The sequence below is a fragment of the Pseudomonas sp. WHRI 8519 genome (genome assembly GCF_040224055.2).
GTDB lineage: Bacteria > Pseudomonadota > Gammaproteobacteria > Pseudomonadales > Pseudomonadaceae > Aquipseudomonas > Aquipseudomonas putida_X.
The window spans coordinates 479,948-506,381 of record NZ_CP167996.1 but is presented as its reverse complement, the minus strand read 5'-3'; the positions used below and the strand labels follow the sequence as shown (position 1 = coordinate 506,381).

Genomic DNA, 26,434 nt, shown 5'->3' with positions numbered 1-26,434 from the left:
ACCGATCTGGCTTTTACTTGCAGCTTGCCGCTAGCAGCTTGCTGCTTGAGGAACGAGTGATGTCACAAGAACGCCGCTACAGTTTCGAATTTTTCCCGACCAAGACCGATGCCGGTCATGAAAAGCTGATGGGCGTGGCCCGCCAACTGGCCACCTACAATCCGGACTTCTTCTCCTGCACCTACGGTGCCGGGGGCTCGACGCGCGACCGCACGCTGAACACCGTGCTGCAGCTGGAGAACGAAGTGAAGGTGCCTGCCGCACCGCATCTGTCGTGCGTCGGCGATACCAAAGACGAGCTGCGCGCCCTGCTGGCCGAATACAAGACGGCAGGCATCAAGCGTATCGTCGCCCTGCGTGGTGACCTGCCCTCTGGCATGGGCATGGCCAGCGGCGAGCTGCGCTACGCCAGCGACCTCGTCGAGTTCATCCGCCAGGAAACCGGTGATCACTTCCACCTGGAAGTGGCTGCCTATCCGGAAATGCACCCGCAGGCACGCAACTTCGAAGCCGACCTTGCCAACTTCGTTCACAAGGTCAAGGCCGGTGCCGACAGCGCCATCACCCAGTACTTCTTCAATGCCGACAGCTATTTCTACTTTGTCGAGCGCGCACAGAAGCTGGGCGTGGATATTCCGGTAGTGCCCGGCATCATGCCGATCACCAACTACAGCAAGCTGGCGCGCTTCTCTGACGCTTGCGGCGCTGAAATCCCGCGCTGGATCCGCAAACAGCTGGAAGCCTATGCCGACGATGCCGCCAGCATTCAGGCCTTCGGTGAAGAAGTCATCAGCCACATGTGCGAACAACTGCTGCAAGGCGGTGCACCGGGCCTGCATTTCTACACCCTGAACCAGGCAGAGCCGAGCCTGGCGATCTGGAACAACCTGAAGCTGCCTCGCTGAAATTTTTTGGCAAGATCTCGTTCAGAAATGCTTAAGGCTCTAGTCATAGACTAAAGCCTTAACTTTTTCTGGTTCAATCGAGTCTTGCCAGCCATGCAACCTCTCACGCCCTCGCGCCCTCAGCTGGTCTATCTGGCCTTCGGCCCTGCCACCTATCACCAGGAAGCCTGCTTCAGCATCGTCAGCGCACTGGCCCACCTGGGCACGTCCGCAGGCCAAGCCATGGACATCCAGGTCTATACCGATAATCCGCAGCCCTATGCCCAGCTGCCGGTCACGGTCCATCTGCTCGATGAGGCAACCCGCAAGGCCTGGAACGAACCTCACGGGTACCATTTCCGCAGCAAGCACGTCGTGTTGCGCCAGGTACTCCAGCAACATCCGCGGGCCGTCCTGATCGACACCGACACATTTTTCCGCAAGTCGCCGCTGACACTGTTCCAGCGGGTCAAACCCGGCAGCTTGCTGTGCAACGCGATCGGCGGGCGCTACGGCGAGAATCGCACGTGCCTGCTCTATCAGAACCTGCAGCCCCTCCTTCAAGCGCGTGGCTTGGCAGACGGCCAGATGCCTATGGTCAACTCCGGCGTGATTGGCCTGACCGCCGAAGATGCGGGGATCCTGGACCACTCGATTGCGATGATGGACGAATTCCACCCCCTGGTTCCCACGGCCTATACGCTGGAAGAGTTCTGCCTGGCGGTTGCTGCCTACCGCACGTTGGCGCTGGCTGAATGCACCGATGTAATCCACCACTACTGGAGCCGCAAAGCCCAGTTCCGGGCCAAGATCCAGGCCTGGCTGCGCAAGCACGGAGCCCAGCCACTGAGCGCTGCCGCCTTGGCCGACGTGCTGTTGGTGAACGACCAGCTGCCGCGCCCGCCAACCTTGCAACGCCTGGGTTACAAGGCCATGAGCTTGACCCTGCCCAGCCGCGAGCGCCAGTTTGCCCGCGAACTGTTGTATGGCAGCTACGCCTACCCCAACGAATTCGACCGCGCCTGTGCGCCTGCCTGGTGGGACAAGGCACTGCAGAATCTCAACGATCGCTATGGGCCGATGGAGCCAGAACAGTTACGCCAATGCCTGCGTCATCCATGCCTGCGCCTCTCGCTCGGAGCCCAGCGCAAGGAAATCGAAGCGTATCTGCTGCAGTCCACAAAGCTTTGAGCGTGCGATTTCCCCTGAGGTGCTGTCTCAGCGCCTGCAACTGGCCTTACCAGAGCCGAGCGCGTAATCTCGCGTTATGCCGTTCATCGTCCGTTTCTACTGCATCCTGCTGCTCGCCTGCCTGAGCCCCATGGCGCAGGCCGAACGCCTGCGCCTGGTTACCGACGACTGGGCACCTTATGTGTATCAGCACAACGGCCAGCCCCAAGGCATAGATTACGAAGTGACCACTGAAGTGTTCCGGCGCCTGGGTATCGAGCTGGAGTGGGAGTTCATGCCCTGGAAGCGATGCCTGAGCATGATCGAACATGGCCAGGCCGATGGGGTCATGGACATCTTCAAAGTGGACTCGCGCCAGGCATACATGGTCTACCCGCTGGAGCCCATGTCGGATGTCGAATTCGTGCTGTATCAATCCAGCCACCGTCGCCATACCGTCAACCAAATGAGCGACCTCACCGACCTGACGGTCGGCACCTCACCGGGCTATGCCTATGGCGCGCAGTTCAATGACGCATCAGGCTTTCGCCGTGAAGCGGCGCCAAGCCACGAAGCCAATTTTGGCAAGCTGGTGCTCGGGCGCATCGATCTGCTGATCACCGATCGCCTGGTCGGGCGCTACCTGCGCCGCCATCTCGGCCTCGAGCAGCAGGTAGAGGAACTGCCACTGGTCATCAGCCGTCAAGCGCAATACCTGGGGCTGGCGCGCAAGCCTGGCCGCGATGCCTTGGCACTGGCGTTTTCCGAAGAGCTGCGGCGTTTCAAGGAGGAGCCCGCCTACCTAGCGATAATCGAACGCTATATCGGCAGCACCGGCCACCTTCCTCACACCGTTGAGCAGCAGGAAAGCAGCACACAGCGATAGCTCTGTTATACTCGGGCCTTCCCGCCCGGCTCACGCCCGGACGCTCGGCCTCGCAACAGGCATCCCGATCGGCACCGACGCAGCTTGCGTCCTCACGCCGTTTTCCGGATGCGCAGTGAAAGCCCAGCTGGACCGGACGCGATCGCATCCCACCGATGCCCGTCGCGCCAGGCAGAATATCCCTACGGGCCCAGCCCCCACAGAACAGGATTGCCCATGTCCTTTGCTTCCCTCGGTCTCTCCGAGGCACTCGTCCGCGCTATCGAGGCTGCGGGCTATACCCAGCCGACTCCGGTGCAACAGCGGGCGATTCCCGCCGTGTTGCAAGGCCGCGACCTGATGGTCGCCGCACAGACAGGTACAGGTAAAACCGGCGGTTTCGCCCTACCGATCCTTGAGCGCCTGTTCCCGGCAGGTCACCCGGACAAATCACAGCGCCATGGCCCGCGCCAACCGCGCGTGCTGGTCCTGACCCCGACCCGCGAACTGGCGGCTCAGGTTCACGACAGCTTCAAGGTTTACGCTCGCGATCTGCCACTGGTCAGTGCCTGCATTTTCGGCGGCGTTGGCATGAACCCTCAGATCCAGGCCATTGCCAAGGGTGTCGATGTGCTGGTGGCCTGCCCGGGCCGCCTGCTGGACCTGGCAGGCCAAGGCCGCGTCGACCTGGCCCACGTGGAAATCCTGGTCCTCGACGAAGCCGACCGCATGCTCGACATGGGCTTCATCCACGACGTCAAGAAGGTCCTTGCCCGCCTGCCGAGCAAGCGGCAGAACCTGCTGTTCTCGGCGACGTTCTCCAAAGACATCACTGACCTGGCCGACAAGCTCCTGCACAACCCGGAGCGCATCGAGGTCACCCCGCCGAACACGACCGTCGAGCGTATCGAACAGCGGGTCTACCGCCTGCCCGCCAGCCACAAGCGCGCGCTGCTGGCCCACCTGATCACGCTCGGCGCCTGGGAGCAGGTGCTGGTGTTCACCCGTACCAAGCACGGCGCCAACCGCCTGGCCGAATACCTGGAAAAGCACGGCCTGAGCGCCGCCGCCATCCACGGCAACAAGAGCCAGAACGCTCGAACCAAGGCCCTGGCCGACTTCAAGGCCAACACCGTACGCGTACTGGTCGCCACCGACATTGCCGCCCGTGGCCTGGACATCGACCAGCTGCCACATGTGGTCAACTTCGAGCTGCCCAATGTCGAGGAAGACTACGTTCACCGTATCGGCCGCACTGGCCGTGCCGGCCGCTCGGGCGAGGCTATCTCCTTGGTCGCGCCGGATGAAGAAAAGCTGCTCAAGAGCATTGAGCGGGTCACCCGGCAAAAAATCGCTGATGGCGACCTGATGGGCTTTGACTCAAGCCAGGTAGAAGCCGAGAAACCTGAGGTGCGTGAACGGCCGCAGAATAACGGTCGCGGCGGCCGTAACCAGCAGGCCCGTGGTGACGGTAGCAAAGACGGCAGCAGCGGTCGCAAGGACAAGGGCAAGGATAAAGGCAAGGCCAAGCAGCCGGCTGCCGACAAGGAGAAGTCCGCCGACAAGCAACAGCCGCGCAAGCCGCGCGACAAGAAGCCGCGCCAACAGCAGGCCAGCCAGAACAGTGTGCCGAAAGTACCGGCCGACCGTGCTCCGGATGAATTCCTGGACGACGAAATCGACAATTTCGGCAACCGTGCCGACTACGTCAGCCCCTACCAGAATGCCAAGAATCAGGGCCGCAACCGTCGCCCTGGTGCTGGTGCCGGAGCGGGTCAGGCCCAGGCCAACCCTGGGCGCAGCAACAGTGGTGGTGGCCAAGGGCGTAACGGCAGCCAGCCGCGCAGCGCCAGTGGTGAGAAACGCCCGCCGCGCAATAACAAGGGTGGCGAGGCGCGCCGCGACAGCAAAGGTGCTGGCCGCAACCGTTCGAGCGGCCGTGACGACGCATCCCGTCAGGAACCTGCCGTACGTAGCTCGCGAGAGCCGCAGAACCAGCCTGTGATCATCCGTAAAGAATCCAAGCTCGACCGTTTCCCAACGCCTGAGCAACTGGACGACCTGCCAAGCCGCCCACGTGGTGAGCGGCCTGCGTTGTTGACCCGCAAAGGCGGCTAACGCTGCTGGCAAATAACAACGCCGCGCCATGGAGCTAATGCTGTTCACTTGAGCATTTGGGTCCAAGCCGGGGTTTCTAGAGAATCCGATACCAGCCCCCTGGTATCGGATTTTTTATGCCCATTGAGCAGCAGTCGCTCGACCTCGGCGATCTCTTCAACTTCTCCGACCTCAGCACTTTCACCCAGAATATCCTGTGAATGGGTTGCCATTGCGCTCAAGCTCTCGGCGCAAGCCACCATCCGGCGGCGGCGCCTGCCAAGCGAGCAGTGGGAGGTGCGGGGGCCACGGAGTGTTTCATGGGGCTATCGCAGCGTCAGACTCAACACCAACAACCTGTTCGACAAGCACTACTACACCCCAATACGGGCATCAATCCATTGGCGATCGCCAGGTCACCGTGCATCGCGACCCGGATATCTGGTTGACAGATATATGGATCCGAGGTATTTTCCACCCAATGTTGGTGCGCCGGGACAACACAATGCGGGTCATAACGAAAGCGGCGGTTACCAAGGCGATTGAAGCCCACGGGCAGTGGAAAGCGCCCCTTAGCCTGTGGCTGACGACCTTTGACAGGGCGACGTTGCGGTTTGAATCTTTTGAACAGTTGAGGCAGACGTGGACCACTGTGTCTGGCTGGAATGTTGATCGCATCCCCTACTCAAGACTCAGGCCCCCCAGCCGCAAAGGGCCGCTTGATATCTACGTGTTCGATATCAAGAAAAACGAATGCCGCCTGATCGCTTGGCTCAATGCGCGAACGGGCACTCTCTACATCAAGGCCATTCTGTCGCACGCCGAGTACGACAAATGGTGCAGGAGCGATATCAGGTAGCAACCTGGGCCGCGCCCTATTTCAATTCGACAGGTGACAACATGAAGCGGGATAAAGTCGAAGCCAATGGACTAGATGCCTTCATCGCTAATATTTCACCCATGCTCGATGGCCTGAACACTCAGATGGCAACCATGGCCCAGCTTCTGGCCGCCTGCCATGACCCCATCAAGGACGATGCCGAGCTTGAGGCACGCATGGCATTGATCGACGAGCTCTACTCCCATGCGGACAGCGAAGGCCACGCTGCGGCACGTTTTGCGGAGATGGTAGCGGACCGCGTCTACGCGTATGAAAGTGACTCTGTATTGGTGCCGTTCGCGAGCCAGGCCGAAGCGTTGGCCTTTCTGCTAGCGGACAGGGGCGTGAAGCAGAAGGACCTGTCGGCGATAGCGACCCAGAGCGCAGTATCCGAGATTCTGAACAACAAGCGAAAGATGACGGTCGCGCAGATAAAGGGCTTTGCTGAGTTTTTCAATGTACCGGTCGAGTTCTTCATGCATGGGGTGGTGTGACAGAGAAGAAAGGGTGGTGCCGCTCAGTAAAAGCCAAACCAAAAAGGCCCACCTTTCGGTGTAATGCTGTTCACTGCTGGCTTACAACATCATCCGCCGGGAGGCCAGCCAGGCCGCAATCGCCTTTGGTCGAACACCGTCGGACCTACGCTTCAAACCTGCCCTCCAGTACATCGCCGTGCAGTTGATTGTCATGGCTGCGGCCAATCCAGCATCGGCCACGGGCAGGAGGTGGGCTGAGTTACGGGGAGGTGTTGCGGGGATGTTTCTGGATCACCGCCCAAGGCCCGGAAGGCCTGGGACGGTGAAGATTTTTCAAAACCCGGTATCCGGTGGAGCGCAAGGCTGCTCCGCTTAAGTGAACAGCATTACGCCCCATGGGGCGGCGTTTTTCATTGCTCAGGCAATGATCACTTCTGCTTCACGCCTTCGACGCTGATGTCCAGGTCGAGGGTCTGCGAGGTTGGGCCTGGGCCCTTGATGCCGAAGTCGTTCAGGTTCAGCGTGGTGGTGGCGTTGAAGCCAGCACGCTCACCGCCCCACGGGTCCTTGCCTTCACCGTTGAAGGTGGCCTTGAAGGTCACCGGCTTGGTCACACCGTGCAGTGTCAGGTCACCGGTCACGTCTGCGGTTTTTTCGCCGGTGGACTTGACGGCGGTGGAAACGAATTTGGCTTCTGGATACTTCTTCACATCCAGGAAGTCAGCGCTGGCGATATGCTTGTCACGCTCGGCGTGATTCGACCACAGGCTGGCGGTTTGCAGGTCGACGCTGATCTTGCTGGCTTCAGGCTTGTCGCTATCCCACGTGAAGTTACCGTCGAAGTCCTTGAAGGTACCGTGAATGAAGCTGTAGCCCAGGTGGCTGATTTTCCAGTCGACGAACGCGTGCTGGCCTTCCTTGTCGATCTTGTACTCGGCGGCCATGGCCTGACCAGCACTGAGCAGAGCGGTACCGAGCGCCAAAGCGGCAAAAGTCTTTTTCAACATCCTTTAAGTTCCTTGCAATTGAGGTTGAGAGTCAAGCTTTGCGGCCCAGCATGCGAACCAGGGTCGCGTCACGGTCAATGTAATGGTGCTTCAGGGCAGCCACGGCATGCAGCGCGGCGAAAATCACCAGGCCCCACGCCAGCCACAGATGAACCACGCCAGCCAGGTCTGCCTGGTCAGGCAGGTCACTGACAAGGGCAGGTACTTCAAACAAGCCAAACACTGGAATACCGACACCATCGGCGGTCGAGATCAGGTAGCCGGCGATCATCACCGCGAACAGGCCCACGTACAGCGCCAAATGCCCCAACTTGGCAGCCAGCCGGGTGAATGCACCGTGGCTGGCAGGCGCCGGCGGCGGTGGGCTGATGAAGCGCCACAGCACACGCACGAGCATGACGGCCATGAGCACCAGGCCGATGCTCTTGTGCAAGTCCGGGCCAGCCTTGCGCCAAGGGCTGTAATAATCGAGACCGACCATCCACAGACCAAGACCGAACAGGCCAAAGACCGCCAGCGCAACCCCCCAGTGCAAGAGGATGCTGACAACGCCGTAGCGAGAAGGTGAATTGCGCAGTTGCATGATGCCGTGTTTCCCCGTGGAAGCTGTGCACAGACTAACGCGTAACGTATCGAATAAAAGCACAAAAAATTGCTTTGGATTATCGATAAATCCGATGGTAATTGTCCGAGTCGGCTATTAAGGAAACATTAACGATAGTGGGTAATGTCAAGTTGTCAGCCCTGGCCCTGACATCCGCTTGGCGGTGACAGGGCCAGGCGATCACCCCTCAGCCGGCCTTGGCCTGGGCCGGTTCTGGAGCTGGAGCTGTAGCTGGAGAAGCCTTGGCTTCAGGCTTGTCGGCGCTGCCGAACAACCGCGAGAAGAAACCAGGCTTGTCCACCTTCGCCTCCTCGGCCTTCACCGGTTCTGCTTTGGCGGGTGCCTTCTCGGCGTCGTCCGCCTTGTCGGATGAACCACCGAACAGGTTGGAGAAGAACCCACCGTTGTCCTTCCTTGCCGCCCCTGTCGCCGCCACAGGGGCAGCCTTGGCGGGGTCGAACGACTTGCCGGCCAGCAGGTCCTGCACTTGGCTGGCGGCACGCTGGCCACTGCGCAGGGCACCTTCAAGGGTGCCTGGGTACAGCGCGTCGGTATGCTCACCGGCAAACGCAATGCGTTGCACCGGGCGCTCCCACAGGCGCCAGTACTTGCTGATCTGCCCTGGGCCATAGGCCAGGTAAGCACCGCCGGTGCCGGCATCGGCGCTGTAGCGCTTGACCTCATAACCGGTGAACGCACCACGGGCCTTTGGATAGAAGGCATGCAGCCGGATCAATACCTGGTCGACCATCTGTTTGTCGCCGAACGCCTGCAGCAGACGGGCGTTGTCACCCGACAGGTTGATCACCACGTTGGCGCCGCCTTTGAGTGCTGGCTCGATCCACAGCATGCCAAGGCCTGCGTTGCTGAAGATTTCGCCAGACATGCGAGCGCGGCTTTCCCAGACTGGCTGCTTGAATTTGAGCAGCAACTGATCGCGCCAACCATAGTTGGTGCCCCTCAGCGCCGCGATGTGCTGGGTGTCCAGAGCTGGAGTGATCTGGATCTTGGCCAGGGCACGCAGCGGCACCGCCATGACCACATAATCGGCCTGATAGCTGGCGCTGCCGACCTTGACGGTGACCCCGCCGCTGTCCTGAACGATGGAGGTGACCGGCGAGCTGGTCTTGATGGTTTTCAGCTGCTTGACGAAAGCCTGGGCCAGCACCGGGCTGCCGCCAGGCAAGCGTGCGGCACGCAGGTCACGGTCGCTGACGCCGCGGTAGACACGGCTCTGCTGGGCGAAGTACAGCAGTGAGAGACGCGATGGTTCGTCATAGCGGGTACGGATCTGCTGGTTGATCAGCTGCCGTGCAGTGCTGGGCAACTGCAGCTTGTCGAGCCAGGTGGAAACGTTCATCTGGTCGAGGGCGAACAGCGTACTGGTGGCCTGCGGTTTGAGCGGGTCATCGATCGAACGGGCCAGGTCATCGAGGGTCTTCTCGTAGCGCTTGAGCGCTTCGGCGGTAGCTGGCTGGCGGGTAGTCAGGTCGCTGGCGCTGAAGTACTCCCCGTCGATCAGATACCCCGGAGTACGGACGAACTCGGGCGCGGGCAGTGTCTCGAGCTTGAAACGCTCAAGGTACTGGTTGAGCACCGGCTGAGCCTTGCTGTTGCCGACCCACTCACTGGTGGCCAGGCCAGAGCGGCCGCCCATGCCGGCCTTGGCTTCCAGCAAGGTCACCTGCCAACCCTTGTCCTGCAGCTCGTAGGCCGCAGTCAGGCCTGCCAGGCCGCCACCCACCACGATTGCCGAAGGTGTCTTGTCCTTGGCCAGCGCGGCGCCGCTGGACACACCGATCAATACCAACGCGCACAGGCGCACCCAAGCAGCAGCCATGATGGCGAACTCCGAGTTGACGTTACAGAAATGGGAAGAGGCAAATGCCCCGAGATGATGCGTTAAGAATACGTCAGGTATGGCGACCCTGCCACCACAGCGCCATCAAGTGCCTTTGGCAACTGGCATTTTTGTCAGTAGACAGGCCTGCTGCCGTTACGCAACGCTGGTCTGGGTAGCCGGAAAACCGACAAAAGGAACTGCGCATGATCTACGAGGAGCACTTTGCCCAGGTCAAAAGGCAGCTCCTGTGGCACAAACAAACCTTACAGACGCCATCGGGCTTGCGTATCCGCAGCAATGGCACTTCCTGGGCCGGTGTTCACGAAGCGTGCAAAGGTGAGGACGGCACCGAACTGGTGATAGGCGAGCAGTGTGAGGTGGAAATCAGCTTCAGCCAGGAGGTCGAGAGCCTTCGCCTGGAATGCTACGTCGTCAGCGACCAGCACTTCGAAGATGTAACGATGCTCCTGGATACAGAGAGCTTGGATTGGGGCGTGTTTGCCCCGCCCCCGCACAACTTCTACTGGCTGACGCTTTCAGGCAGCGGCTATACCGAGTTCATGCCTGGGCATTTCTCCACTCAACCTTGCTATCAGCACCTCCCCGGGCCCTTTCGCTGCCTGACCATCTCCACCTCCAGAGCCGGCACCGTGCATATCCGCAAGTTCGAATGGACCCACACCAGTCGCCATTGACCCGCAGCGGTTGTCCTGCCTCCTGGCATTGCTTAGGCTTACGCGGTCAAACATGCCGTAACGCCAGGAGAAGTGCCAATGGGCCTCAACGATCAATGGATGCAGCGTGACCTGAAGGTCTTGTGGCACCCCTGCACCCAGATGAAAGACCACGAGCAGTTGCCGCTGATCCCGATCAAGCGCGGGGAAGGCGTGTGGCTCGAGGACTTCGAAGGCAAACGCTACCTGGATGCGGTCAGCAGTTGGTGGGTGAATGTGTTTGGCCACGCCAACCCGCGCATCAATCAGCGCATCAAGGACCAGGTCGATCAACTCGAGCATGTGATCCTGGCAGGTTTCAGCCACCAGCCGGTGATCGAGCTGTCCGAGCGTCTGGTGGCGATGACGCCTGCCGGCCTGGACCGGGTGTTCTATGCCGACAATGGCTCGTCGTGCATCGAAGTGGCGCTGAAAATGAGCTTCCATTACTGGCAGAACATCGGCAAACCGGCGAAAAAGCGCTTCGTCACCCTGACCAACAGCTACCACGGCGAGACCATCGCTGCGATGTCGGTGGGCGATGTGCCGCTGTTCACCGAAACCTACAAAGCGCTGCTGCTCGACACCATCAAGGTACCCAGCCCGGATTGCTACCTGCGCCCCGAGGGCATGGGATGGGAAGAGCACTCGCGCAACATGTTCAGCGCCATGGAACAGACGCTGGCCGAACACCACGAAACGATCTCGGCGGTCATCATCGAGCCGTTGATCCAGGGTGCAGGCGGCATGCGCATGTACCACCCGGTCTATCTCAAGCTGCTGCGCGAGGCGTGCGACCGCTATGGCGTGCACTTGATCCACGACGAGATTGCCGTGGGCTTTGGGCGCACCGGCACGATGTTCGCTTGTGAGCAGGCTGGCATCCGCCCGGATTTCCTGTGCCTGTCCAAGGCGCTGACCGGTGGCTACCTGCCGCTGGCCGCGTGCCTGACCACCGACACGGTGTACCAGGCGTTCTACGACGACTACCCGACCCTGCGCGCATTCCTGCATTCGCACAGCTACACCGGCAACCCGCTGGCCTGCGCCGCGGCCCTGGCGACCCTGGACATTTTCGAACAGGACAACGTCATCGAGGCCAACAAGGCGTTGGCCTCACGCATGGCCAGTGCCACTGCGCACCTGGCCGATCATGCCCATGTTGCCGAAATCCGCCAGACCGGCATGGCCCTGGCGATCGAAATGGTCCAGGAGAAGGCGGGCAAGGTCGCCTACCCGTGGCAGGAGCGCCGTGGCCTGAAAGTGTTCGAGCATGCCCTGTCCCGCGGCGCCCTGCTGCGCCCACTGGGCAGCGTGGTGTACTTCCTGCCGCCGTACGTGATCACGCCCGAGCAGATCGACTTCCTTGCCGAGGTGGCCAGTGAAGGCATCGATATCGCCACGCGAGAAAGCGTCAGCGTGGCGGTGCCAGCGAACTTCCACCCCGATTTCCGCGATCCGGGCTAACCGACCAGCAATCGCACTGCCATGCAGGTGGGGCCTTGTGCCGCGCCTGCAAGGTCGATGTCCAACCTTCTTCCTGAGCAAAACCATGAGACTGTCCCGTTTCTTCATCGACGCCCCCCTGAGCCTCGGCGAGCATGACCTGCCCGAAGCCCAGGCCCACTATATCGGCCGCGTACTGCGTATGGCCCCCGGCGACGCCGTGCAATTGTTCGATGGCAGCGGCCAGGAATACCTGGGCCAATTGCTCGAAGTGGGCAAGAAGAGCGTGCGCGTGAGCCTCGACCAGGCCGTCGCCGGCCAGGCCGAGTCGCCCTTGCACATTCACCTGGGCCAGGGGCTTTCCCGCGGCGAGCGCATGGACTGGGCGATCCAGAAGGCCACTGAACTGGGCGCCAATGAAATCACCCCGATCATCAGCGAACGCTGTGAAGTGCGCCTCAAAGACGAGCGCGCCGACAAGCGCCTCGCCCACTGGCGCCAGGTCGCGATCAGCGCCTGCGAACAATGCGGCCGCTCGACCTTGCCGATCATCCATGCGCCCGTGACCTTGGCAGACTGGATCAAGGGCAGCGATGCTGACCTGAAACTGGTCTTGCACCCTGTCGCTGAGCCGTTGACCAGTCATGACAAACCGGCACGCCTGGCGTTTCTGATCGGCCCCGAGGGTGGTTTGAGCGAAGCGGAAGTCGACCAGGCAAAGGGCGCGGGCTTCCACGCTGCCCGCCTCGGCCCCCGGGTGCTGCGCACCGAAACAGCACCGGTGGTGGCCCTGTCGGTGGCGCAACAGCTGTGGGGCGACTTCTAACGCACGTAGAAGGACACTGCCACGAAGTGCATCAGGCTGCCAGCGATCACGAACAGGTGCCAGATGCCATGCCAGTGTCGGAATCGGCTGTCGAAGGCGAAGAAGATGATGCCCACGGTATAAAACACACCGCCCGCCGCCAGCCAGGCAAAGCCGGCGGTGCCCAGGCTTTGCAGCAGCGGGTTGACCGCCACCAGCACGATCCAGCCCATCACTGCATAGATGATGATGGACAGGACCCGAGCCTCTGAGCGTGGCTTGATTTCCTGCAGCATGCCGATCACCGCCAGCCCCCAGACCACCCCGAACAGGCTCCAGCCCCAGGGCCCGCGCAGGCTCACCAGGCAGAACGGTGTGTAGCTGCCGGCGATGAGCAGGTAGATGGACAGGTGATCGAGCTTGCGCATGATCACCTTGGCCCGCCCGCGGGTGCTGTGGTAGAGGGTGGAGATGCTGTAGAGCAGCAGCAGTGTGCCGCCGTAGATCGAGAAGCTGACGATCTTCCAGGGATCGCCCTGCAGCCCTGCACTGACGATCAGCCAAATAGCCCCAATACAAGCCAGGAAGGCACCGACCAAATGGGTCCAAGCGTTGAAGCGTTCACCGTAATACATGCAAAAACAGACCTCCCAAACGTCTGCAAGTTGCGTCGAGCGGCAAGCTACAAGCTACAAGCTACAAGCTACAAGCAAGAGCAAGAGCAAGAGCAAGAGCAAGAGCAAGAGCAAGAGCAAGAGCAAGAGCAAGAGCAAGAGCAAGAGCAAGAGCAAGAGCAAGAGCAAGAGCAAGAGCGATACTCTCCCACTCAACGCGATCAGCTTGAAGCTTGCAGCTTGCAGCTTGAAGCTGCCGTCATGACAGATGCGCGTCACGCACGAGCCTTTCCAGCCCAACCAGGTCGGGCACCCGTGCCACCTGCTCGCCCACCTGCACCGCCGCCAACTCCAGGCTGGCCAACGCCACATCCACATAATTCAGCTGGCTGTCGAGCTTGCACGAGCGTGGGATGTCCTGCAGCAACACCGCCAGATATCGCAGGCCGGTGTCGCCCAAAGCGTTCAGCACCACGATACGCGCCCGCTCGCCACACGGGGTTTCACCACCGCACGCTGCCTCGAAGCCGATCAGCGGCAGGTGCTGCTGGCGCCAGTCGATCCACCCCAGGTGCCAGGACGGTTGGGCACGCTGGCACACCAGGTTGCGCTGGCCGATAAGCTCGGCCACAGCCACATTGGGCAACACCAGGGTTCGGTCGCCCAACGGCAACAACAGGCCGGTCAGGCTGCTGCGCTGGCCTGCGATCAACTCAAGCATGGGTTTGGCTCCAATGGGCGATACTCTGCAGCAGCACCGACTCCTGATACGGCTTGCCCAGGTAGTCGTTGACACCGATGGCCATGGCCCGGTCCCGGTGCTTCTGCCCGGTGCGTGAGGTGATCATGATGATCGGCAGGTCCTTGAGGCGCTCATCGCGACGAATGCGGGTGGCCACTTCAAAGCCATCCATGCGCGGCATCTCGATGTCCAGCAGCAACACATCCGGGCGGTGCTCTTCCAGCAGTGCCATGGCATCCACACCGTCCTTGGCCGTCAGCACGCTCATGCCATGGCGCTCCAGCAGGCGGCTGGTCACCTTGCGCACGGTCACCGAATCGTCCACCACCATCACCAGCAATGCCCGCCGCGGCGCCGGGCCGAACAGCGTGCGCTGCACCCCGCTACCACCCGGCAGCCGCGCCAGGCGGCGCTGCTGGCCGCGCAACTGGCCAAGCAGATCAAGAATCAGCACCACCCGACCATCACCGAGCAAGGTCGCGCCGGACAACCCTGGCACGGCAGCGAACTGCGGGCCCAAGCTCTTCACCACGATCTCGCGGCTCGGCGACAGGCTATCGACCTGGATCGCGAACGACTGTTGCTGGGAGTGCACCAGCAACACCGGCAATGGCACGCTCTGGCCCAGAAGGCTCGGCCGCGGCAGGCCTTGCAGCAGCTCGCCCAGGTAACGCAAATCGTATTCATGGCCAGCATAGGCGTAGCGCGGCACATCCCGCTGGTAACAGATAGCCAGCTCGGCCGGCGGCACGCGCACGATGCCTTCGATGGTATTGAGCGGGATGGCGTACTGCTCCTCACCCAGGTGAACCATCACGGCACGGTTGATCGACACCGTGAACGGCAGGCGAATCAGAAAGCGTGCGCCCTTGCCCTGCGCCGACTCGATACTCATCGAGCCGCCCAGTTGCTTGACCTCTTCGTGCACCACGTCCATGCCCAGGCCACGCCCGGAGATCTGGGTGATCTTCTCTGCGGTGGAAAACCCCGGGCGCAAGATGAACTGCAGGATTTCGTGGTCATTCAGGTGGGCCTGGGGGTCCAGCAGGCCACGCTTGATCGCCTTGCGCCGCACCGCCTCCAGCGGCACGCCGGCACCGTCGTCGGTCATCTCGATGACAATATCGGCCCCCTCATGGAGCAAATTGAGATGGATGGTGCCCTGCTCAGGTTTACCGGCAGCCAGGCGCGCTTCCCGGGTCTCGAGGCCATGATCCACAGCATTGCGCAGCATGTGCTCCAAGGGCGCGACCATACGTTCCAGAACGCTGCGATCAAGCTCGCCTTCGGCGTTGCCGACCACCAGTTCCACCTGCTTGCCCAACTCGCTGGCCACTTGGCGTACCACCCGTTGCAAGCGCGGCACCAGGCGTTCGAACGGCACCATCAACGTGGCGGTGAGGCCTTCCTGCAACTGGCTGTTCACCCTCGCCTGCTGCTGCAACAGGGCCTGCGCCTCCTGCGCGCGCTGGGCCAGCGTCTCTTTCAGGTCAAGCAGGTCAGAGGCCGATTCGAACAATGCCCGTGATAATTGTTGCAGTTGGGAATGGCGGTCCATTTCCAGCGGGTCGAAATCCTCGTAGGCGTCACCTTCGAACGGCTGACGGCTGCTGATCCGACCTTGGGTTTCCATGTCCAGGCGCAGCAACTGGTCGCGCATGCGCTCCAGCGTGGTTTCCATCTCGCTCAAGGCGAATTGGGCGTCATTGACCTGTTGCTCGATACGCCCACGGATCACCGAGTGCTCACCTGCCAGATTGCCCAGGTCATCGAGCAGTTCGGCATCCACCTTGACCAGGTCACCGGGGGGCCGCTCGGGCGAAGCGGCAGGTGCGTCGGCAGGTGCTGCCCCGGCCGGGGCCTGCCCGGCAACGCTGTCGGTCAGGGCGGCGCTGCTGAAGTTGCGGATGTAGTCGATCAACGCAGTCGCCGCATGCAGCGGCTGCCCCAGGCGCACCGCGTCGAGCATGTGCGCCAGGCGGTCATGGCAGTTCTGCAACAGGGCGAACAACGGTGCACCCGGTGGCAGGCGCCCGGCAGCCAGCAGTTCGTACAGGAATTCCAGTTCGTGGGCCAGGTCACCGATAGCGGCGATTTCCACCATGCGCGCCCCGCCCTTGAGCGTGTGCAAATCACGCAGCAGGTTGTCCACCTCGGCGCTGTTGCGCGGGTCGGCCTGCCAACGCGCAAGCGCGGCGGCGGCGCTTTCAACAATGTCGGAGCTTTCTTCGAGGAAGACTTCAAGCAGCTCCTTGTCGCCCGGGTTTTCCGCCTCCTCAGCCGGCGCCGGAGGGCCATCGAGGCGTGTGACCGAGCCTGGTGCCACCAGGCCAGTGGCATCGGGCGCCAGGGCGTCGTCCAGCAAGCTCCGCAAGCCCTCGACGCAGGCTGGGCGGGCGGTCGGCTCCTGACCGGCAGCGACTTCGTCGAGCATGTCGAGCAGCGCCTCGTGCGCCTGCCGTGCCAGGACAAAAAAGCGCCCATCGGCGGCCAGGCTCCCCTCTTCCACCGCGCCGTACAGGTCCAGCAGCGCTTCACAGACATCGTCCATCTGCCACAGATCGGCCAGGTGTGCACCGTGGCAGAGGGTGGTCAGCCCGTCGAGCAAGCTGTCCAGCGACTGGCGTTGGCCGGGCTGCTCCTGCCAGCGCGACAACAGAGCCTCGGCATCCAGCAGGATGTCCATCGACTGGGCGAGGAAGCTGGCGATCAACTGCGGGTCACGCTTGCCCCGGCGTCCATGCGGCGGCTCTTCATGCAAGCTGGCCAAGCGCAGGTCCACAGCTTCACCGACCTGTTCGATCAGTTGCGCCGCGCCGCAAATGGGTGCCAGCGGAGTGCTGGTCAATTGCGCCAGGCCCAGCTGGAACAAGCCGCATGCCTCTTCAAGCCATTGGCGTTCTGCCGCTTGCAAAGGCAAGTGGTGCCCCCGGTACTCGCGCACCAGCCGGTCGAGCGCAGTGGCAAGCTCGGCGATTGGCAATACGCCGGCCATCGCGGCGCTGCCCTTCAAGGTGTGCAAGGCGCGTTGCAAGGTGTCGCTGACCTCGGTGCCCTGACCGTCTGTGCCCTGCAGAAATGCCTCCAGGCTGGCCAGATGGCCCTGGGCTTCATTGCGGAAGATGTCCAGCAGCAGCGGATCGAGGCCATCGATTTCGGCACCCGCGGGCGAATCCCTCTCCGCCAGCGCATGCAGGTGGCTCGCCAACTGCTCGATCTCGGTCACCTGTGGCATCTGACCGGCAGCAAAGTCGGCCAGCAGGTCGGGCAAATGAACCACGACCTGCTGCAGCGCCACCACACCCTCGGGGGCCAGTGTCGTGCGCCCTTCGAGTACTCGGTTGAGCAGGTGCTCACCGCCCCAGGCCAATTCGGCGACCGCCTGAGCATGGACCATGCGGCCACTGCCTTTGAGCGTATGCAAGTCGCGGCGCACCTCCAGCAAGGCATCCCGCAGGCTGTTATCGGCGCGCCAGCGCAACCAATGCCGCTCGATCTGCGGCAGCAGCTCGCCGGCCTCTTCCAGGAAGACCTCGCGCAACTCGTCATCCACCCCGTCGGTACTGCCGTCCTGGGCCATGGCGCCTTCGCCGAGCGTGCACTGCACACCGAGCGCCGCCAGGCTGGCGCGCGCCCTGGCGAGGAAAGGCTGGGCATCGGCCAGAGGGTCGGCTACCCGCCATTGCAGGTAACACTCACTGGCGCTGAGGGCATCGGCCAGGTGGTCAAGCTCAACCGCCGGCGGCTCGACATCCAGGTGCTGCAACCAACCGTGCACATAACCCGCGCAACCAGCCAAGACTTCCGCCGCGTCCGGCAGCATCAGCATCGCCAACGCCCCTCGTACCTGCTGCAGCAACCCCGGCAATGGTTGCAGGCGCTGGCGCGGCCAACCGGATTCCAGACAATCGCCGATCAGGTCCTTGGCCTGCTGCAACACGTTCAGCGATTCGTTCAACACCAGCTGGCGAATCTCGGCCAGGTCGGAACCGGGCAAGCCGCCCTGCCCGCCCTCTTCCAGCGGGCCGACCATGCCATTGAGGCTCGCCTCCACATACAACAAGGCGCCCGCCACATCCATGAGTACCGCGTCATCCGCCGCGCGTTGGCCTTGAGCCAACGCCTGCAGGGCCATTACCTGATCGATGATGACCCGCCGAGGCTGCTGAAAGCCCAGCACCGCCAGGGTATCGGCCACATGACGCAAGGGCGCCAACAGGCTGTCCAGCTGTTCGCTGTGCTGACGGTCCCCGCGGACGAACTGGTCCAGACGTTCCTTGATGCGCATCAGGTCGTCGCACAACGCGCTGATCACCGAACGCAGCGCGTCACGCCCAGGCCCTGCCTGAACCTGCTCCCGCCAATTGCCCAGCGACAGGTCGAGGTTGGCCAGGTCGTCCGAGCCGGCGAAGCGCTGCGCCGCTGCGCTGATCAGGCTGCCCTGGGCCAGCGGTTCGACACCCCGGCAAGCCCGCAACTGGTTGAGCAGCGGCAGCATGACCAGAGGCAGGTCATGGCGCGCGCCGCGCAGCCGCTCCAGGTACGAGGGCAGTTGCTCAAGGCCGCGGAACAGCGGGCCCAGGCAGTCGCCGCGGGGGCTCACCTGGCCCTCGGCAAAGGCCCGAGCCAGCAGCTCCAGCTCTTCGGCCAGGCGCGTGGCACCGCGCAGTTCGAGCATGCGCAGGCAGCCGTGAACCTGGTGCAGGTTATCCACCACGAACGCCAGGATGGACAGATCGCCGGTATCCCCGGCAAAGCGCTCAAGGGCCTGGCGCGCCTGCCCCAGACAATCGAGGATGGACGCCTTGGTCCAGGCCAGAGCGACGGTATCGTGGCGCTCGGGGCTTGTTGCTGCAGCCATCATGACTCCTCAGCGCCGCTCGGCGGGTGCCGGCAGGGTGAAACCGGACACGGAGCGGCGCATCTCGCTGGCCATCCGCGCCAGGTGGCGGATACTGTCGGCGGTGGCGCCGGAGCCCGCAGAGGTCTGCGCGGTAATCTGCTGGATGACCGACATGGTGTGGGAAATTTGCCCGGCCGAAGAGGTCTGCAACTGGGCGGCGTCGGAGATGCTGTGGATAAGTTCGGCCAGGGTCTGCGACACCCCTTCGATTTCGGCCAGCGCCACCCCGGCGTCCTGCGCCAGGCGTGCGCCGCGCACGACCTCGGCGGTGGTCTGCTCCATGGAGATCACGGCCTCGTTGGTGTCGGCCTGAATGGTGCGTACCAGTGCCTCGATCTGCCGCGTTGCCGAGGATGAACGCTCAGCCAGACGCTGGACTTCATCGGCCACCACGGCAAAGCCACGACCGGCCTCTCCCGCCAACGAGGCCTGGATGGCGGCATTGAGCGCGAGAATGTTGGTCTGGTCGGCAATGTCGTCGATCAGGCTGACGATGTCGCCGATTTCCTGGGAAGACTCACCCAGGCGCTTGATCCGCTTGGCGGTGTCCTGGATCTGCTCGCGGATGTTGTCCATGCCATTGATGGTGTTGTGCACCACTTCGTTGCCTTTGTTGGCGATCGCCACCGAACGCTCGGCTACCTTGGCCGACTCGTAGGCATGCGCGGAAACCCGGTCGATCGATTCGACCATGTCGCCCACCGCCTCGGACGCCTCACTGATTTGCTCGGCCTGATGCTCGGAGGCCTTGGCCAACTGGCGGGCGGTGTTCTGCGTGTCTTGTACCGCCGCTGCCACCTGCTCGGCGCTGTGGTTGATGGTGGCTACCAAGTCGCGCAGCTGGTCAACGGAATAGTTGATCGAGTCGGCGATCGCGCCGGTGAAATCTTCGGTCACCGAGACCGTCACCGTCAGGTCGCCGTCGGCGAGTTCTTCTATTTCGTCGAGCAGGCGCATGATCGCCTGCTGGTTGCGCTCGTTCTTCTCGGCGGTTTCTTGCAACTGGCGGTGGGTAGTGCGGACCATCACCAGGCCGATCAGGATGATCGAGGCCAGCGCCAGCAGGCCCAGTACATACCCACCGACAGTATCGAGGGTGCGTCCGGCGGCCAGGTTTTCGAAGCCGTTGGCGAGGTGCGAGGCCTCGTCGAGCAGCGTTTGCGAGAGGCTGAAGATGTTGCCGGCCGCTTCACGCACGCGGAACAGCTCTGGCGACGTTTCGAGGATTTCGTCGACGGATCCGGCGACGAACTGGAACAGCTCGGCGATTTCCGTCAGGCGCGCCCGTGCGTCGGCATCTTCGACGCGGGTCACCTGAATCGCCGGATTGCCCGCCAGCATGCCTTCGAGTACCTGACCAAAGCGGCTGGCATCGCGGCCGAAGGTATCGGCAGCCTGCGCCGCCGTATCGTCGCCTGCCAGCACGGTGTTGACCGAACCCAGAATGCGCTCGGCGAGCAGCAGCTGGCGCTGGGCAACCACCACCTGGCTGGCCGGGGCGCCGCTCTGCAACAGAATTTCCACCACCTTCTCGTATTCGACCTGCAGTTGCGGCACGGTTTCGGCCAGGGTCGCCGCCACCTGGTGCAGCGAGAGCACGGTCTGCTCACTGGCAAGGATGGTATCGGTGTTCTTGCGCAGGTTTTCCCAGTCCTGAAGCACCGCCTCCATTTCATCCTTCACCGTGACCGGCGCGGCTGGCAGGCCGGTGGACGGGTCGCCCTCTCGCAGGTAGCTCCAGCGCCGCTCGAAGTCGTTGCGCGCATCCGACAGCAGCTTGAAGGCCAAAGCCTTGCCCGCTGCTGCCTCGGTGGCATTCTTGGCGATGCGCTGCGACAGCACGCGCAGCTCACCCGCATGGCCGATGTACTGCTTGTCGTGGTTGGACTGGGTGTTGAGGTAGGCGAAATTGGCGAACAGCAGAATGATCGACAGAATCAGCACCACGAACAGCACGGTGATCTGAACGATGCTGCGCGTGCGCGGTGTCATGCTGCTGGGGGCGACATTGGTGGCCGGCTTGTTCACGTTCGAAGTCCTATAGCGCCACGTCGAGAAAGCCCGGCGCCTGGGCCAGGGCGAAGGGGCTGAAGATGGCCCAGTTGCGCTCACGCGGGAAATGCCCCTGAACGAACCGTGCAGCGGCGCGGATCAGCGGCTGGGGGGGCGAAAGCTCCAAGGTATCCAGGGCAAAATGCTGCAGGCCGAGCACTTCGTCCACCAGCAGGCCGACGAACAGGTCTTCATGGTCCAGCACCAGCACCCGACGCTGCTTGCCCGGTGCTGCAGGGCCAAGGCCGAAAAAGCTGCTCAGGTCCATCACCGGCAACAACCTGCCGCGCAGGTTGGCTACCCCGCAAACCCAAGGCTGTACGCCCGGCACCCGACTGCTGCGCGGCTCGCGCGTCACTTCGGCCACCTCGCCCATCGGCGCGACGAACCACTGCCCGGCAATGCGAAAGCCGATACCGCTCCATTGCTGCAGGCGCATGTCCTGGGGCGGCTGGTCGGCCACCAGCAGGCGGCAGCGCCGGTCTATGTCCAGCAACAGCTCGAAGGCGGTCAGCGACGCGCCTTGGGGGCGGGTGGTCAAGCGCCCAGCACTTCGTTGAGCTTGGCGATCAGGGCATGTTCTTCCACCGGCTTGGTGACGAAGCCGCGCGCGCCCTGGCGCTGCGCCCAGATACGGTCGGTTTCCTGGTCCTTGGTGGTAACGATGAGCACGGGAATGGCGCTGGTTTCCGGGTCCTTGGTCAATTGCCGGGTGGCCTGGAAGCCGTTCATGCCAGGCATGACGATGTCCATCAGCACCGCGTCGGGCTTTTCCTGGCGGGCCAGGGCCACAGCGTCAGCGCCGTTGTTGGCCTTGAGCACTTGGTGGCCATGCTTTTCCAGCCACTCGGTCAACCTGTACATCTCTGTCGGCGAATCGTCGACAATCAGAACTCGGGCCATGCTGTTTCCCCATCAGGAAAATAAAGGCCACGCCGCCTCGGGCGTGGTCAGGGTGCGTGTTGTTCGTGCGCGGCGAACCCGGGCACGTGGGCCCTGATCGCGTCGAGCAGTTCTTCCTTGCTGAATGGCTTGGTCAGGAACTGGTCGGAGCCGACCACCCGCCCGCGCGCCTTGTCGAACAGGCCATCGCGCGACGACAGCAGGATCACCGGGATGTCCTTGAAAGCGCTGTTGTGCTTGATCACGGCGCAGGTCTGGTAGCCATCCAGGCGCGGCATGAGCACGTCGACGAAGATGATCTGCGGCTGGTGGTCGATGATCTTGGCCAGGGCATCGAAACCGTCGCTGGCGGTGATCACCTCGCAGCCTGCTTCACCGAGCAACATCTGCGCGGTGCGGCGGATCGTGCGTGAATCGTCGATCACCATCACCTTCAGGGGTTGTTCCATAGATGCCTACCAGAAGAAATTGAGCTGCAAGGTGCAAGCGTCAAGCGGCAAGAAAAGCTGCACCGGCACAAGGCCAGGTTTTTCTTGAGGCTTGTAGCTTAAGGCTTGCAGCTCATTTTTAGCACACTCCGGGTGGCCATTCCATCCACCACACCCCTTGACCCGCGGCGTTGGCGGCGCCACCCTGAGCCACTTTTCTTTCGATTCGTTGCGGCTACCGGCCGCCAAGAGGAACCACCCCCATGAGCGTTCGCCTCGGCATTGTCATGGACCCAATCGCGTCCATCTCCTACAAGAAGGACAGCTCGCTGGCCATGCTGCTGGCCGCCCAGGCCCGTGGCTGGAGCCTGTTCTACATGGAACAGCGCGACCTGTACCAGGCCGATGGCAAGGCCCGCGCGCGGATGCGCCCACTCACCGTGTTCGCCGACCCTGAGCGCTGGTTCGAGCTGGACGAGGAGCAGGACAGCCCGCTGGCCGAACTGGACGTGATCCTGATGCGCAAGGACCCGCCGTTCGACATGGAGTTCGTCTACAGCACCTACCTGCTGGAGCAGGCCGAAGCCGAAGGCGTGCTGGTGGTCAACCGCCCGCAGAGCCTGCGCGACTGTAACGAAAAACTGTTCGCCACCCTGTTCCCGCAGTGCACGCCGCCGACCCTGGTCAGCCGCCGCCCGGACATCATTCGGGCCTTCGCCGCCCAGCATGGCGATGTGATTCTCAAGCCCCTGGACGGCATGGGTGGCACCTCGATCTTCCGCCACCGGGCGGGTGACCCCAACCTGTCGGTCATTCTCGAAACCCTGACCGCGCTCGGCGCCCAGCAAATCATGGCCCAGGCCTACCTGCCGGCTATCAAGGACGGCGACAAGCGGATCCTGATGATCGACGGCGAACCGGTCGACTACTGCCTGGCGCGCATCCCGGCCAGCGGTGAGACGCGCGGTAACCTGGCCGCTGGCGGGCGTGGCGAAGCACGCCCGCTGAGCGAGCGTGACCGCTGGATTGCCGCCCAGGTCGGCCCGACGCTGCGTGCGAAAGGCCTGCTGTTCGTCGGCCTTGACGTGATCGGCGACTACCTCACCGAGATCAACGTCACCAGCCCGACCTGCATCCGCGAGATCGACGCGGCCTACAACACCGACATCGGTGGCAAGCTGATGGATGCCATTGATCGCCAGTTGAAGGCGCGCTGACCGCCGACGCGGAGCAAAAGCGCAGAGTGGGGTATGATGCGCAGCCGCAAGCTTCAAGCTGCAAGCCGCAATGAGACGTTGGCCTGCACCAGTCTGCTGTTACTTGCAGCTTGCGGCTTGTAGCTTGAAGCTGACTGTGGATACCTGATGACGCTGCCCGCCGACATCCCCTCCGACCTGCTTCCACCGCGCGTTCGCCCGGTGGACCGGCTTGGTTTTACCCTGTTCCTGGCTGCCTTGGTGCACCTGGCGCTGATCCTCGGCGTGGGCTTTACCGTGGTCAAGCCCGCTGAAATCCGCCAGACCATGGACATCACCCTGGCCACCTTCAAAAGCGAGAAGCCACCCGAGAAGGCCGATTTCCAGGCCCAGGCCAACCAGCAAGGCAGCGGCACCCTGGAGAAGAAGGCGGTGCCCACCACCACCGAGATCGCGCCGTTCCAGGACAGCAAGATCAACAAGGTCACCCCGCCGCCGGCGGCTAAGCCTGAGGTGAAACCGCCGCCTGCACCGCAAAAGTCCGCGGTGGCCACCCAAGCGCCCAAGGCGCAGAAGGTCGAGCCCAAGCCGAAGGAAAGCAAGCCGCAGCCCAAACCGGCAGCTACGCCGGATTTTGACAGTTCGCAGTTGTCGAGCCAGATCGCCAGCCTTGAGGCGGAGCTGTCCAACGAGCAGCAGATGTACGCCAAGCGCCCGCGCATCCACCGCCTGAACGCTGCCTCGACCATGCGCGACAAGGGTGCCTGGTACAAGGAGGAGTGGCGCAAGAAGGTCGAGCGGGTGGGCAACCTCAATTACCCCGACGAAGCACGCCGCCAGCAGATCTACGGCAACCTGCGGATGATGGTGTCGATCAACCGCGATGGGTCGTTGTATGAAGTGCTGGTATTGGAGTCGTCCGGCCAGCCAGTACTGGACCAGGCCGCGCAGCGCATCGTGCGGCTGGCAGCGCCATTTGCGCCCTTTACCGGAGACCTGGCGGAATACGACAGGCTGGAAATCATCCGCACCTGGCGGTTCGCCCGTGGCGACAGGCTTTCCAGCAATTGAGCGGCAAGCTACAAGCTGCAAGCTGCAAGAAAAGGCCGATCGGTGAGCACCCGGCTTTTTCTTGCAGCTCGTAGCTTGTAGCTTGTAGCTTGTAGCTCGTAGCTCGCAGCTCGTAGCTCGAATGCCTTGTCAGCCTCGCCACCTGGCGCCACACTATCCCTCATGAAAACCCTCGCCCCGAGCTACCTCAAGCATCAGTTCCTGATCGCCATGCCGCACATGGCCGATCCGAACTTCGCCCAGACCCTCACGTACATCGTCGAGCACAACGCCAATGGCGCCATGGGCCTGGTGGTCAATCGACCTCAGGAGCTGAACCTGGCGGACATTCTCGAGCAGTTGCGCCCGGACGAGGAACCGCCGGCCAGCACCCTGCAGGTGCCGATCTACCAAGGTGGCCCGGTGCAGACCGACCGCGGTTTCGTACTGCACAGCAGCGAATGCAGCTACCAGGCCACTGTCGAACTGCAGGGGCTGTCGCTGTCCACCTCGCAGGATGTGCTGTTCGCCATCGCCGAAGGTGTTGGGCCAGAAAAGAGCCTGATCACCCTGGGCTATGCCGGCTGGGAAGCGGGGCAACTGGAGGCGGAGCTCGCCGACAACGCCTGGCTCAACTGCCCGTTCGACCCGGACATCATCTTTGGCCTGGGCAGTGAACAGCGCCTGGCTGCCGCAGCCGCCAGCCTGGGCATCAACCTCAGCTTGCTGACCAGCCAGGCGGGGCACGCCTGATGGCCGAGCTGCGCCTGCTGCTGGGCTTCGACTACGGCAGCAAACAGATTGGCGTGGCCGTCGGCCAGGTAGTGACCGGCCAGGCACGTGAGCTGTGCACGCTCAAGGCGCAAAACGGCGTACCGGACTGGGCCCAGGTGGAAAAACTGATCAATGAGTGGAAGCCCGATGCCATCGTCGTCGGCCTGCCATTGAACATGGACGGCACGCCAAGTGAAATGAGCGCCCGCGCCGAAAAGTTCGCCCGACGCCTCAACGGCCGCTTCAACCTGCCAGTGCACACCCACGATGAACGCCTCACCACCTTCGAGGCCAAGGGTGAGCGCATGGCCCGCGGCGGCCAGCGCGGCAGCTACCGTGACAACCCGGTCGATGCCATCGCCGCGGCCCTGCTGCTGCAAGGCTGGCTGGAGGCCAACACCTAATTTTCCGCTTTGCCGTCGGGCCAACCCGGCGCCCTCCTGGAGACACGCAATGAGCCTACCCAATCCCGCCGACCTGATCCGGCAGATGGCTGTCGACCTTCGCGCCCATCTCGCCCGCCGCAGCATCACCGAGCCGCGCTACATCGGTATCCGCACCGGCGGCGTCTGGGTAGCCCAGGCCCTGCAGCAGGAGCTGGCCGATACCAGCCCACTGGGCACCCTGGACGTGTCCTTCTACCGCGACGACTTCAGCCAGAACGGCCTGCACCCGCAAGTGCGCCCGTCCGAGCTGCCGTTCGAGGTCGAAGGCCAGCACCTGGTGCTGATCGACGACGTGCTGATGAGCGGCCGCACCATCCGCGCCGCGCTCAACGAACTGTTCGATTACGGCCGCCCGGCCAGCGTGACCCTGGTCTGCCTGCTTGACCTGGATGCTGGCGAACTGCCAATCCGCCCCAACGTGCTGGGCGCCACCCTGTCGCTGGCGGCCCATGAACGGGTAAAATTGATCGGCCCCACACCGCTCGCACTCGAGCGCCAGGACCTCGCCACCGCTTCCGCCCTTTAAGAGTCCACCC

General features: G+C 62.8%; 24 protein-coding genes and 2 pseudogenes. 16 read left to right on the top strand and 10 right to left on the bottom strand.

Features of this window, described 5'->3' with window-relative positions; genetic code table 11:
• The first annotated feature begins 59 nt into the window (after positions 1 to 59).
• From metF to ABRP30_RS02300, 8 genes and pseudogenes are all read left to right on the top strand, one after another.
• Entirely contained in the window at positions 60 to 905 is an 846-nt protein-coding gene (gene metF / locus ABRP30_RS02335) for a methylenetetrahydrofolate reductase [NAD(P)H] (protein ID WP_349975196.1), read from the top strand.
• Between the two features lie 93 nt (positions 906 to 998).
• A complete protein-coding gene (locus ABRP30_RS02330; RefSeq protein ID WP_349975195.1) occupies positions 999 to 2,075 on the top strand; it encodes a hypothetical protein in 1,077 nt (358 codons plus the stop codon).
• Positions 2,076 to 2,151: 76 nt separating this feature from the next.
• On the top strand, positions 2,152 to 2,940 hold the full coding sequence (locus ABRP30_RS02325; protein WP_267820528.1) for an ABC transporter substrate-binding protein: 789 nt from the start codon (positions 2,152 to 2,154) through the stop codon (positions 2,938 to 2,940).
• A gap of 216 nt (positions 2,941 to 3,156) precedes the next feature.
• Positions 3,157 to 5,037: a DEAD/DEAH box helicase gene (locus tag ABRP30_RS02320; RefSeq protein ID WP_349975194.1), complete on the top strand. Its 1,881-nt coding sequence runs from the start codon at positions 3,157 to 3,159 to the stop codon at positions 5,035 to 5,037.
• Between the two features lie 122 nt (positions 5,038 to 5,159).
• A pseudogene (locus ABRP30_RS02315) lies at positions 5,160 to 5,322 on the top strand (IS4 family transposase); the annotation flags it as partial.
• Between the two features lie 199 nt (positions 5,323 to 5,521).
• Positions 5,522 to 5,875 (top strand): type II toxin-antitoxin system HigB family toxin, encoded by a 354-nt coding sequence (locus ABRP30_RS02310; RefSeq protein WP_267820524.1) that lies wholly within the window; start codon positions 5,522 to 5,524, stop codon positions 5,873 to 5,875.
• Positions 5,876 to 5,916: 41 nt separating this feature from the next.
• Positions 5,917 to 6,390, top strand: coding sequence for a type II toxin-antitoxin system HigA family antitoxin (locus tag ABRP30_RS02305; protein ID WP_267820522.1), 474 nt, complete (start codon positions 5,917 to 5,919; stop codon positions 6,388 to 6,390).
• A 73-nt stretch (positions 6,391 to 6,463) separates the two neighbouring features.
• Positions 6,464 to 6,752: pseudogene (locus ABRP30_RS02300) on the top strand (IS4 family transposase); the annotation flags it as partial.
• Positions 6,753 to 6,800: 48 nt separating this feature from the next.
• Here ABRP30_RS02300 and ABRP30_RS02295 read toward each other — a convergent pair.
• The 3 genes from ABRP30_RS02295 to ABRP30_RS02285 form a co-directional block, all read right to left on the bottom strand.
• Positions 6,801 to 7,379, bottom strand: a complete 579-nt coding sequence (locus ABRP30_RS02295) for a YceI family protein (protein WP_267820520.1) — start codon at positions 7,377 to 7,379, stop codon at positions 6,801 to 6,803.
• A 31-nt stretch (positions 7,380 to 7,410) separates the two neighbouring features.
• Positions 7,411 to 7,962 carry a cytochrome b gene (locus tag ABRP30_RS02290; RefSeq protein ID WP_267820518.1) on the bottom strand — a complete coding sequence of 184 codons (552 nt, stop codon included), beginning with the start codon at positions 7,960 to 7,962 and terminating at the stop codon, positions 7,411 to 7,413.
• Positions 7,963 to 8,170: 208 nt separating this feature from the next.
• A complete protein-coding gene (locus ABRP30_RS02285) occupies positions 8,171 to 9,823 on the bottom strand; it encodes a flavin monoamine oxidase family protein (protein ID WP_267820516.1) in 1,653 nt (550 codons plus the stop codon).
• A gap of 206 nt (positions 9,824 to 10,029) precedes the next feature.
• On the opposite strand from ABRP30_RS02285, the gene ABRP30_RS02280 reads away from it, so the two are divergent.
• From ABRP30_RS02280 to ABRP30_RS02270, 3 genes are all read left to right on the top strand, one after another.
• Positions 10,030 to 10,521: a hypothetical protein gene (locus ABRP30_RS02280; RefSeq protein ID WP_267820514.1), complete on the top strand. Its 492-nt coding sequence runs from the start codon at positions 10,030 to 10,032 to the stop codon at positions 10,519 to 10,521.
• Positions 10,522 to 10,599: 78 nt separating this feature from the next.
• Positions 10,600 to 12,006: an adenosylmethionine--8-amino-7-oxononanoate transaminase gene (locus ABRP30_RS02275; RefSeq protein WP_267820512.1), complete on the top strand. Its 1,407-nt coding sequence runs from the start codon at positions 10,600 to 10,602 to the stop codon at positions 12,004 to 12,006.
• Positions 12,007 to 12,091: 85 nt separating this feature from the next.
• Complete coding sequence (locus ABRP30_RS02270; protein ID WP_267820510.1) at positions 12,092 to 12,811, top strand: 16S rRNA (uracil(1498)-N(3))-methyltransferase; 720 nt, start codon at positions 12,092 to 12,094, stop codon at positions 12,809 to 12,811.
• Here the strand turns inward: ABRP30_RS02270 and ABRP30_RS02265 are convergent.
• The 7 genes from ABRP30_RS02265 to ABRP30_RS02235 form a co-directional block, all read right to left on the bottom strand.
• Complete coding sequence (locus ABRP30_RS02265; RefSeq protein ID WP_267820508.1) at positions 12,808 to 13,425, bottom strand: hemolysin III family protein; 618 nt, start codon at positions 13,423 to 13,425, stop codon at positions 12,808 to 12,810. The genes ABRP30_RS02270 and ABRP30_RS02265 overlap by 4 nt on opposite strands.
• A 238-nt stretch (positions 13,426 to 13,663) precedes the next feature.
• On the bottom strand, positions 13,664 to 14,125 hold the full coding sequence (locus tag ABRP30_RS02260; RefSeq protein ID WP_267820504.1) for a chemotaxis protein CheW: 462 nt from the start codon (positions 14,123 to 14,125) through the stop codon (positions 13,664 to 13,666).
• Positions 14,118 to 19,007: an Hpt domain-containing protein gene (locus ABRP30_RS02255; RefSeq protein ID WP_349975193.1), complete on the bottom strand. Its 4,890-nt coding sequence runs from the start codon at positions 19,005 to 19,007 to the stop codon at positions 14,118 to 14,120. Before ABRP30_RS02255 ends, ABRP30_RS02260 begins: the two co-directional genes overlap by 8 nt.
• Positions 19,008 to 19,016: 9 nt before the next feature.
• Positions 19,017 to 21,041 carry a methyl-accepting chemotaxis protein gene (locus ABRP30_RS02250; RefSeq protein ID WP_349975278.1) on the bottom strand — a complete coding sequence of 675 codons (2,025 nt, stop codon included), beginning with the start codon at positions 21,039 to 21,041 and terminating at the stop codon, positions 19,017 to 19,019.
• Between the two features lie 46 nt (positions 21,042 to 21,087).
• Positions 21,088 to 21,642, bottom strand: a complete 555-nt coding sequence (locus ABRP30_RS02245) for a chemotaxis protein CheW (RefSeq protein WP_241804069.1) — start codon at positions 21,640 to 21,642, stop codon at positions 21,088 to 21,090.
• On the bottom strand, positions 21,639 to 22,004 hold the full coding sequence (gene pilH / locus ABRP30_RS02240) for a twitching motility response regulator PilH (protein ID WP_241804070.1): 366 nt from the start codon (positions 22,002 to 22,004) through the stop codon (positions 21,639 to 21,641). Before pilH ends, ABRP30_RS02245 begins: the two co-directional genes overlap by 4 nt.
• A gap of 47 nt (positions 22,005 to 22,051) precedes the next feature.
• A complete protein-coding gene (locus ABRP30_RS02235; protein ID WP_241804071.1) occupies positions 22,052 to 22,453 on the bottom strand; it encodes a PleD family two-component system response regulator in 402 nt (133 codons plus the stop codon).
• Positions 22,454 to 22,695: 242 nt separating this feature from the next.
• On the opposite strand from ABRP30_RS02235, the gene gshB reads away from it, so the two are divergent.
• The 5 genes from gshB to pyrR all read left to right on the top strand — a co-directional run bounded on the left by gshB (position 22,696) and on the right by pyrR (position 26,424).
• Positions 22,696 to 23,649, top strand: a complete 954-nt coding sequence (gene gshB / locus ABRP30_RS02230) for a glutathione synthase (protein WP_349975192.1) — start codon at positions 22,696 to 22,698, stop codon at positions 23,647 to 23,649.
• Between the two features lie 147 nt (positions 23,650 to 23,796).
• Positions 23,797 to 24,699: an energy transducer TonB gene (locus ABRP30_RS02225; protein ID WP_267820496.1), complete on the top strand. Its 903-nt coding sequence runs from the start codon at positions 23,797 to 23,799 to the stop codon at positions 24,697 to 24,699.
• A 162-nt stretch (positions 24,700 to 24,861) separates the two neighbouring features.
• On the top strand, positions 24,862 to 25,431 hold the full coding sequence (locus ABRP30_RS02220; RefSeq protein WP_241804074.1) for a YqgE/AlgH family protein: 570 nt from the start codon (positions 24,862 to 24,864) through the stop codon (positions 25,429 to 25,431).
• Positions 25,431 to 25,856 carry a Holliday junction resolvase RuvX gene (ruvX, locus tag ABRP30_RS02215; protein WP_012312410.1) on the top strand — a complete coding sequence of 142 codons (426 nt, stop codon included), beginning with the start codon at positions 25,431 to 25,433 and terminating at the stop codon, positions 25,854 to 25,856. Before ABRP30_RS02220 ends, ruvX begins: the two co-directional genes overlap by 1 nt.
• Positions 25,857 to 25,905: 49 nt before the next feature.
• Entirely contained in the window at positions 25,906 to 26,424 is a 519-nt protein-coding gene (gene pyrR, locus ABRP30_RS02210; RefSeq protein ID WP_349975191.1) for a bifunctional pyr operon transcriptional regulator/uracil phosphoribosyltransferase PyrR, read from the top strand.
• The last annotated feature ends 10 nt before the right edge of the window (positions 26,425 to 26,434 follow it).

Bases quoted from the DNA above. Each gene is read 5' to 3' on its own strand.
- ABRP30_RS02310 (WP_267820524.1), top strand. From the start codon at position 5,522: ATGCGGGTCATAACGAAAGCGGCGGTTACCAAGGCGATTGAAGCCCAC.
- ABRP30_RS02280 (WP_267820514.1), top strand. From the start codon at position 10,030: ATGATCTACGAGGAGCACTTTGCCCAGGTCAAAAGGCAGCTCCTGTGG.
- ABRP30_RS02285 (WP_267820516.1), bottom strand. From the start codon at position 9,823: ATGGCTGCTGCTTGGGTGCGCCTGTGCGCGTTGGTATTGATCGGTGTG.
- ABRP30_RS02270 (WP_267820510.1), top strand. From the start codon at position 12,092: ATGAGACTGTCCCGTTTCTTCATCGACGCCCCCCTGAGCCTCGGCGAG.
- ABRP30_RS02225 (WP_267820496.1), top strand. From the start codon at position 23,797: ATGACGCTGCCCGCCGACATCCCCTCCGACCTGCTTCCACCGCGCGTT.
- ABRP30_RS02265 (WP_267820508.1), bottom strand. From the start codon at position 13,425: ATGTATTACGGTGAACGCTTCAACGCTTGGACCCATTTGGTCGGTGCC.
- ruvX (WP_012312410.1), top strand. From the start codon at position 25,431: ATGGCCGAGCTGCGCCTGCTGCTGGGCTTCGACTACGGCAGCAAACAG.
- pilH (WP_241804070.1), bottom strand. From the start codon at position 22,004: ATGGCCCGAGTTCTGATTGTCGACGATTCGCCGACAGAGATGTACAGG.
- ABRP30_RS02330 (WP_349975195.1), top strand. From the start codon at position 999: ATGCAACCTCTCACGCCCTCGCGCCCTCAGCTGGTCTATCTGGCCTTC.
- ABRP30_RS02290 (WP_267820518.1), bottom strand. From the start codon at position 7,962: ATGCAACTGCGCAATTCACCTTCTCGCTACGGCGTTGTCAGCATCCTC.
- ABRP30_RS02260 (WP_267820504.1), bottom strand. From the start codon at position 14,125: ATGCTTGAGTTGATCGCAGGCCAGCGCAGCAGCCTGACCGGCCTGTTG.
- ABRP30_RS02295 (WP_267820520.1), bottom strand. From the start codon at position 7,379: ATGTTGAAAAAGACTTTTGCCGCTTTGGCGCTCGGTACCGCTCTGCTC.
- gshB (WP_349975192.1), top strand. From the start codon at position 22,696: ATGAGCGTTCGCCTCGGCATTGTCATGGACCCAATCGCGTCCATCTCC.
- ABRP30_RS02305 (WP_267820522.1), top strand. From the start codon at position 5,917: ATGAAGCGGGATAAAGTCGAAGCCAATGGACTAGATGCCTTCATCGCT.
- ABRP30_RS02255 (WP_349975193.1), bottom strand. From the start codon at position 19,007: ATGGCTGCAGCAACAAGCCCCGAGCGCCACGATACCGTCGCTCTGGCC.
- ABRP30_RS02220 (WP_241804074.1), top strand. From the start codon at position 24,862: ATGAAAACCCTCGCCCCGAGCTACCTCAAGCATCAGTTCCTGATCGCC.
- ABRP30_RS02250 (WP_349975278.1), bottom strand. From the start codon at position 21,041: ATGACACCGCGCACGCGCAGCATCGTTCAGATCACCGTGCTGTTCGTG.
- metF (WP_349975196.1), top strand. From the start codon at position 60: ATGTCACAAGAACGCCGCTACAGTTTCGAATTTTTCCCGACCAAGACC.
- ABRP30_RS02235 (WP_241804071.1), bottom strand. From the start codon at position 22,453: ATGGAACAACCCCTGAAGGTGATGGTGATCGACGATTCACGCACGATC.
- ABRP30_RS02275 (WP_267820512.1), top strand. From the start codon at position 10,600: ATGGGCCTCAACGATCAATGGATGCAGCGTGACCTGAAGGTCTTGTGG.
- ABRP30_RS02320 (WP_349975194.1), top strand. From the start codon at position 3,157: ATGTCCTTTGCTTCCCTCGGTCTCTCCGAGGCACTCGTCCGCGCTATC.
- pyrR (WP_349975191.1), top strand. From the start codon at position 25,906: ATGAGCCTACCCAATCCCGCCGACCTGATCCGGCAGATGGCTGTCGAC.
- ABRP30_RS02325 (WP_267820528.1), top strand. From the start codon at position 2,152: ATGCCGTTCATCGTCCGTTTCTACTGCATCCTGCTGCTCGCCTGCCTG.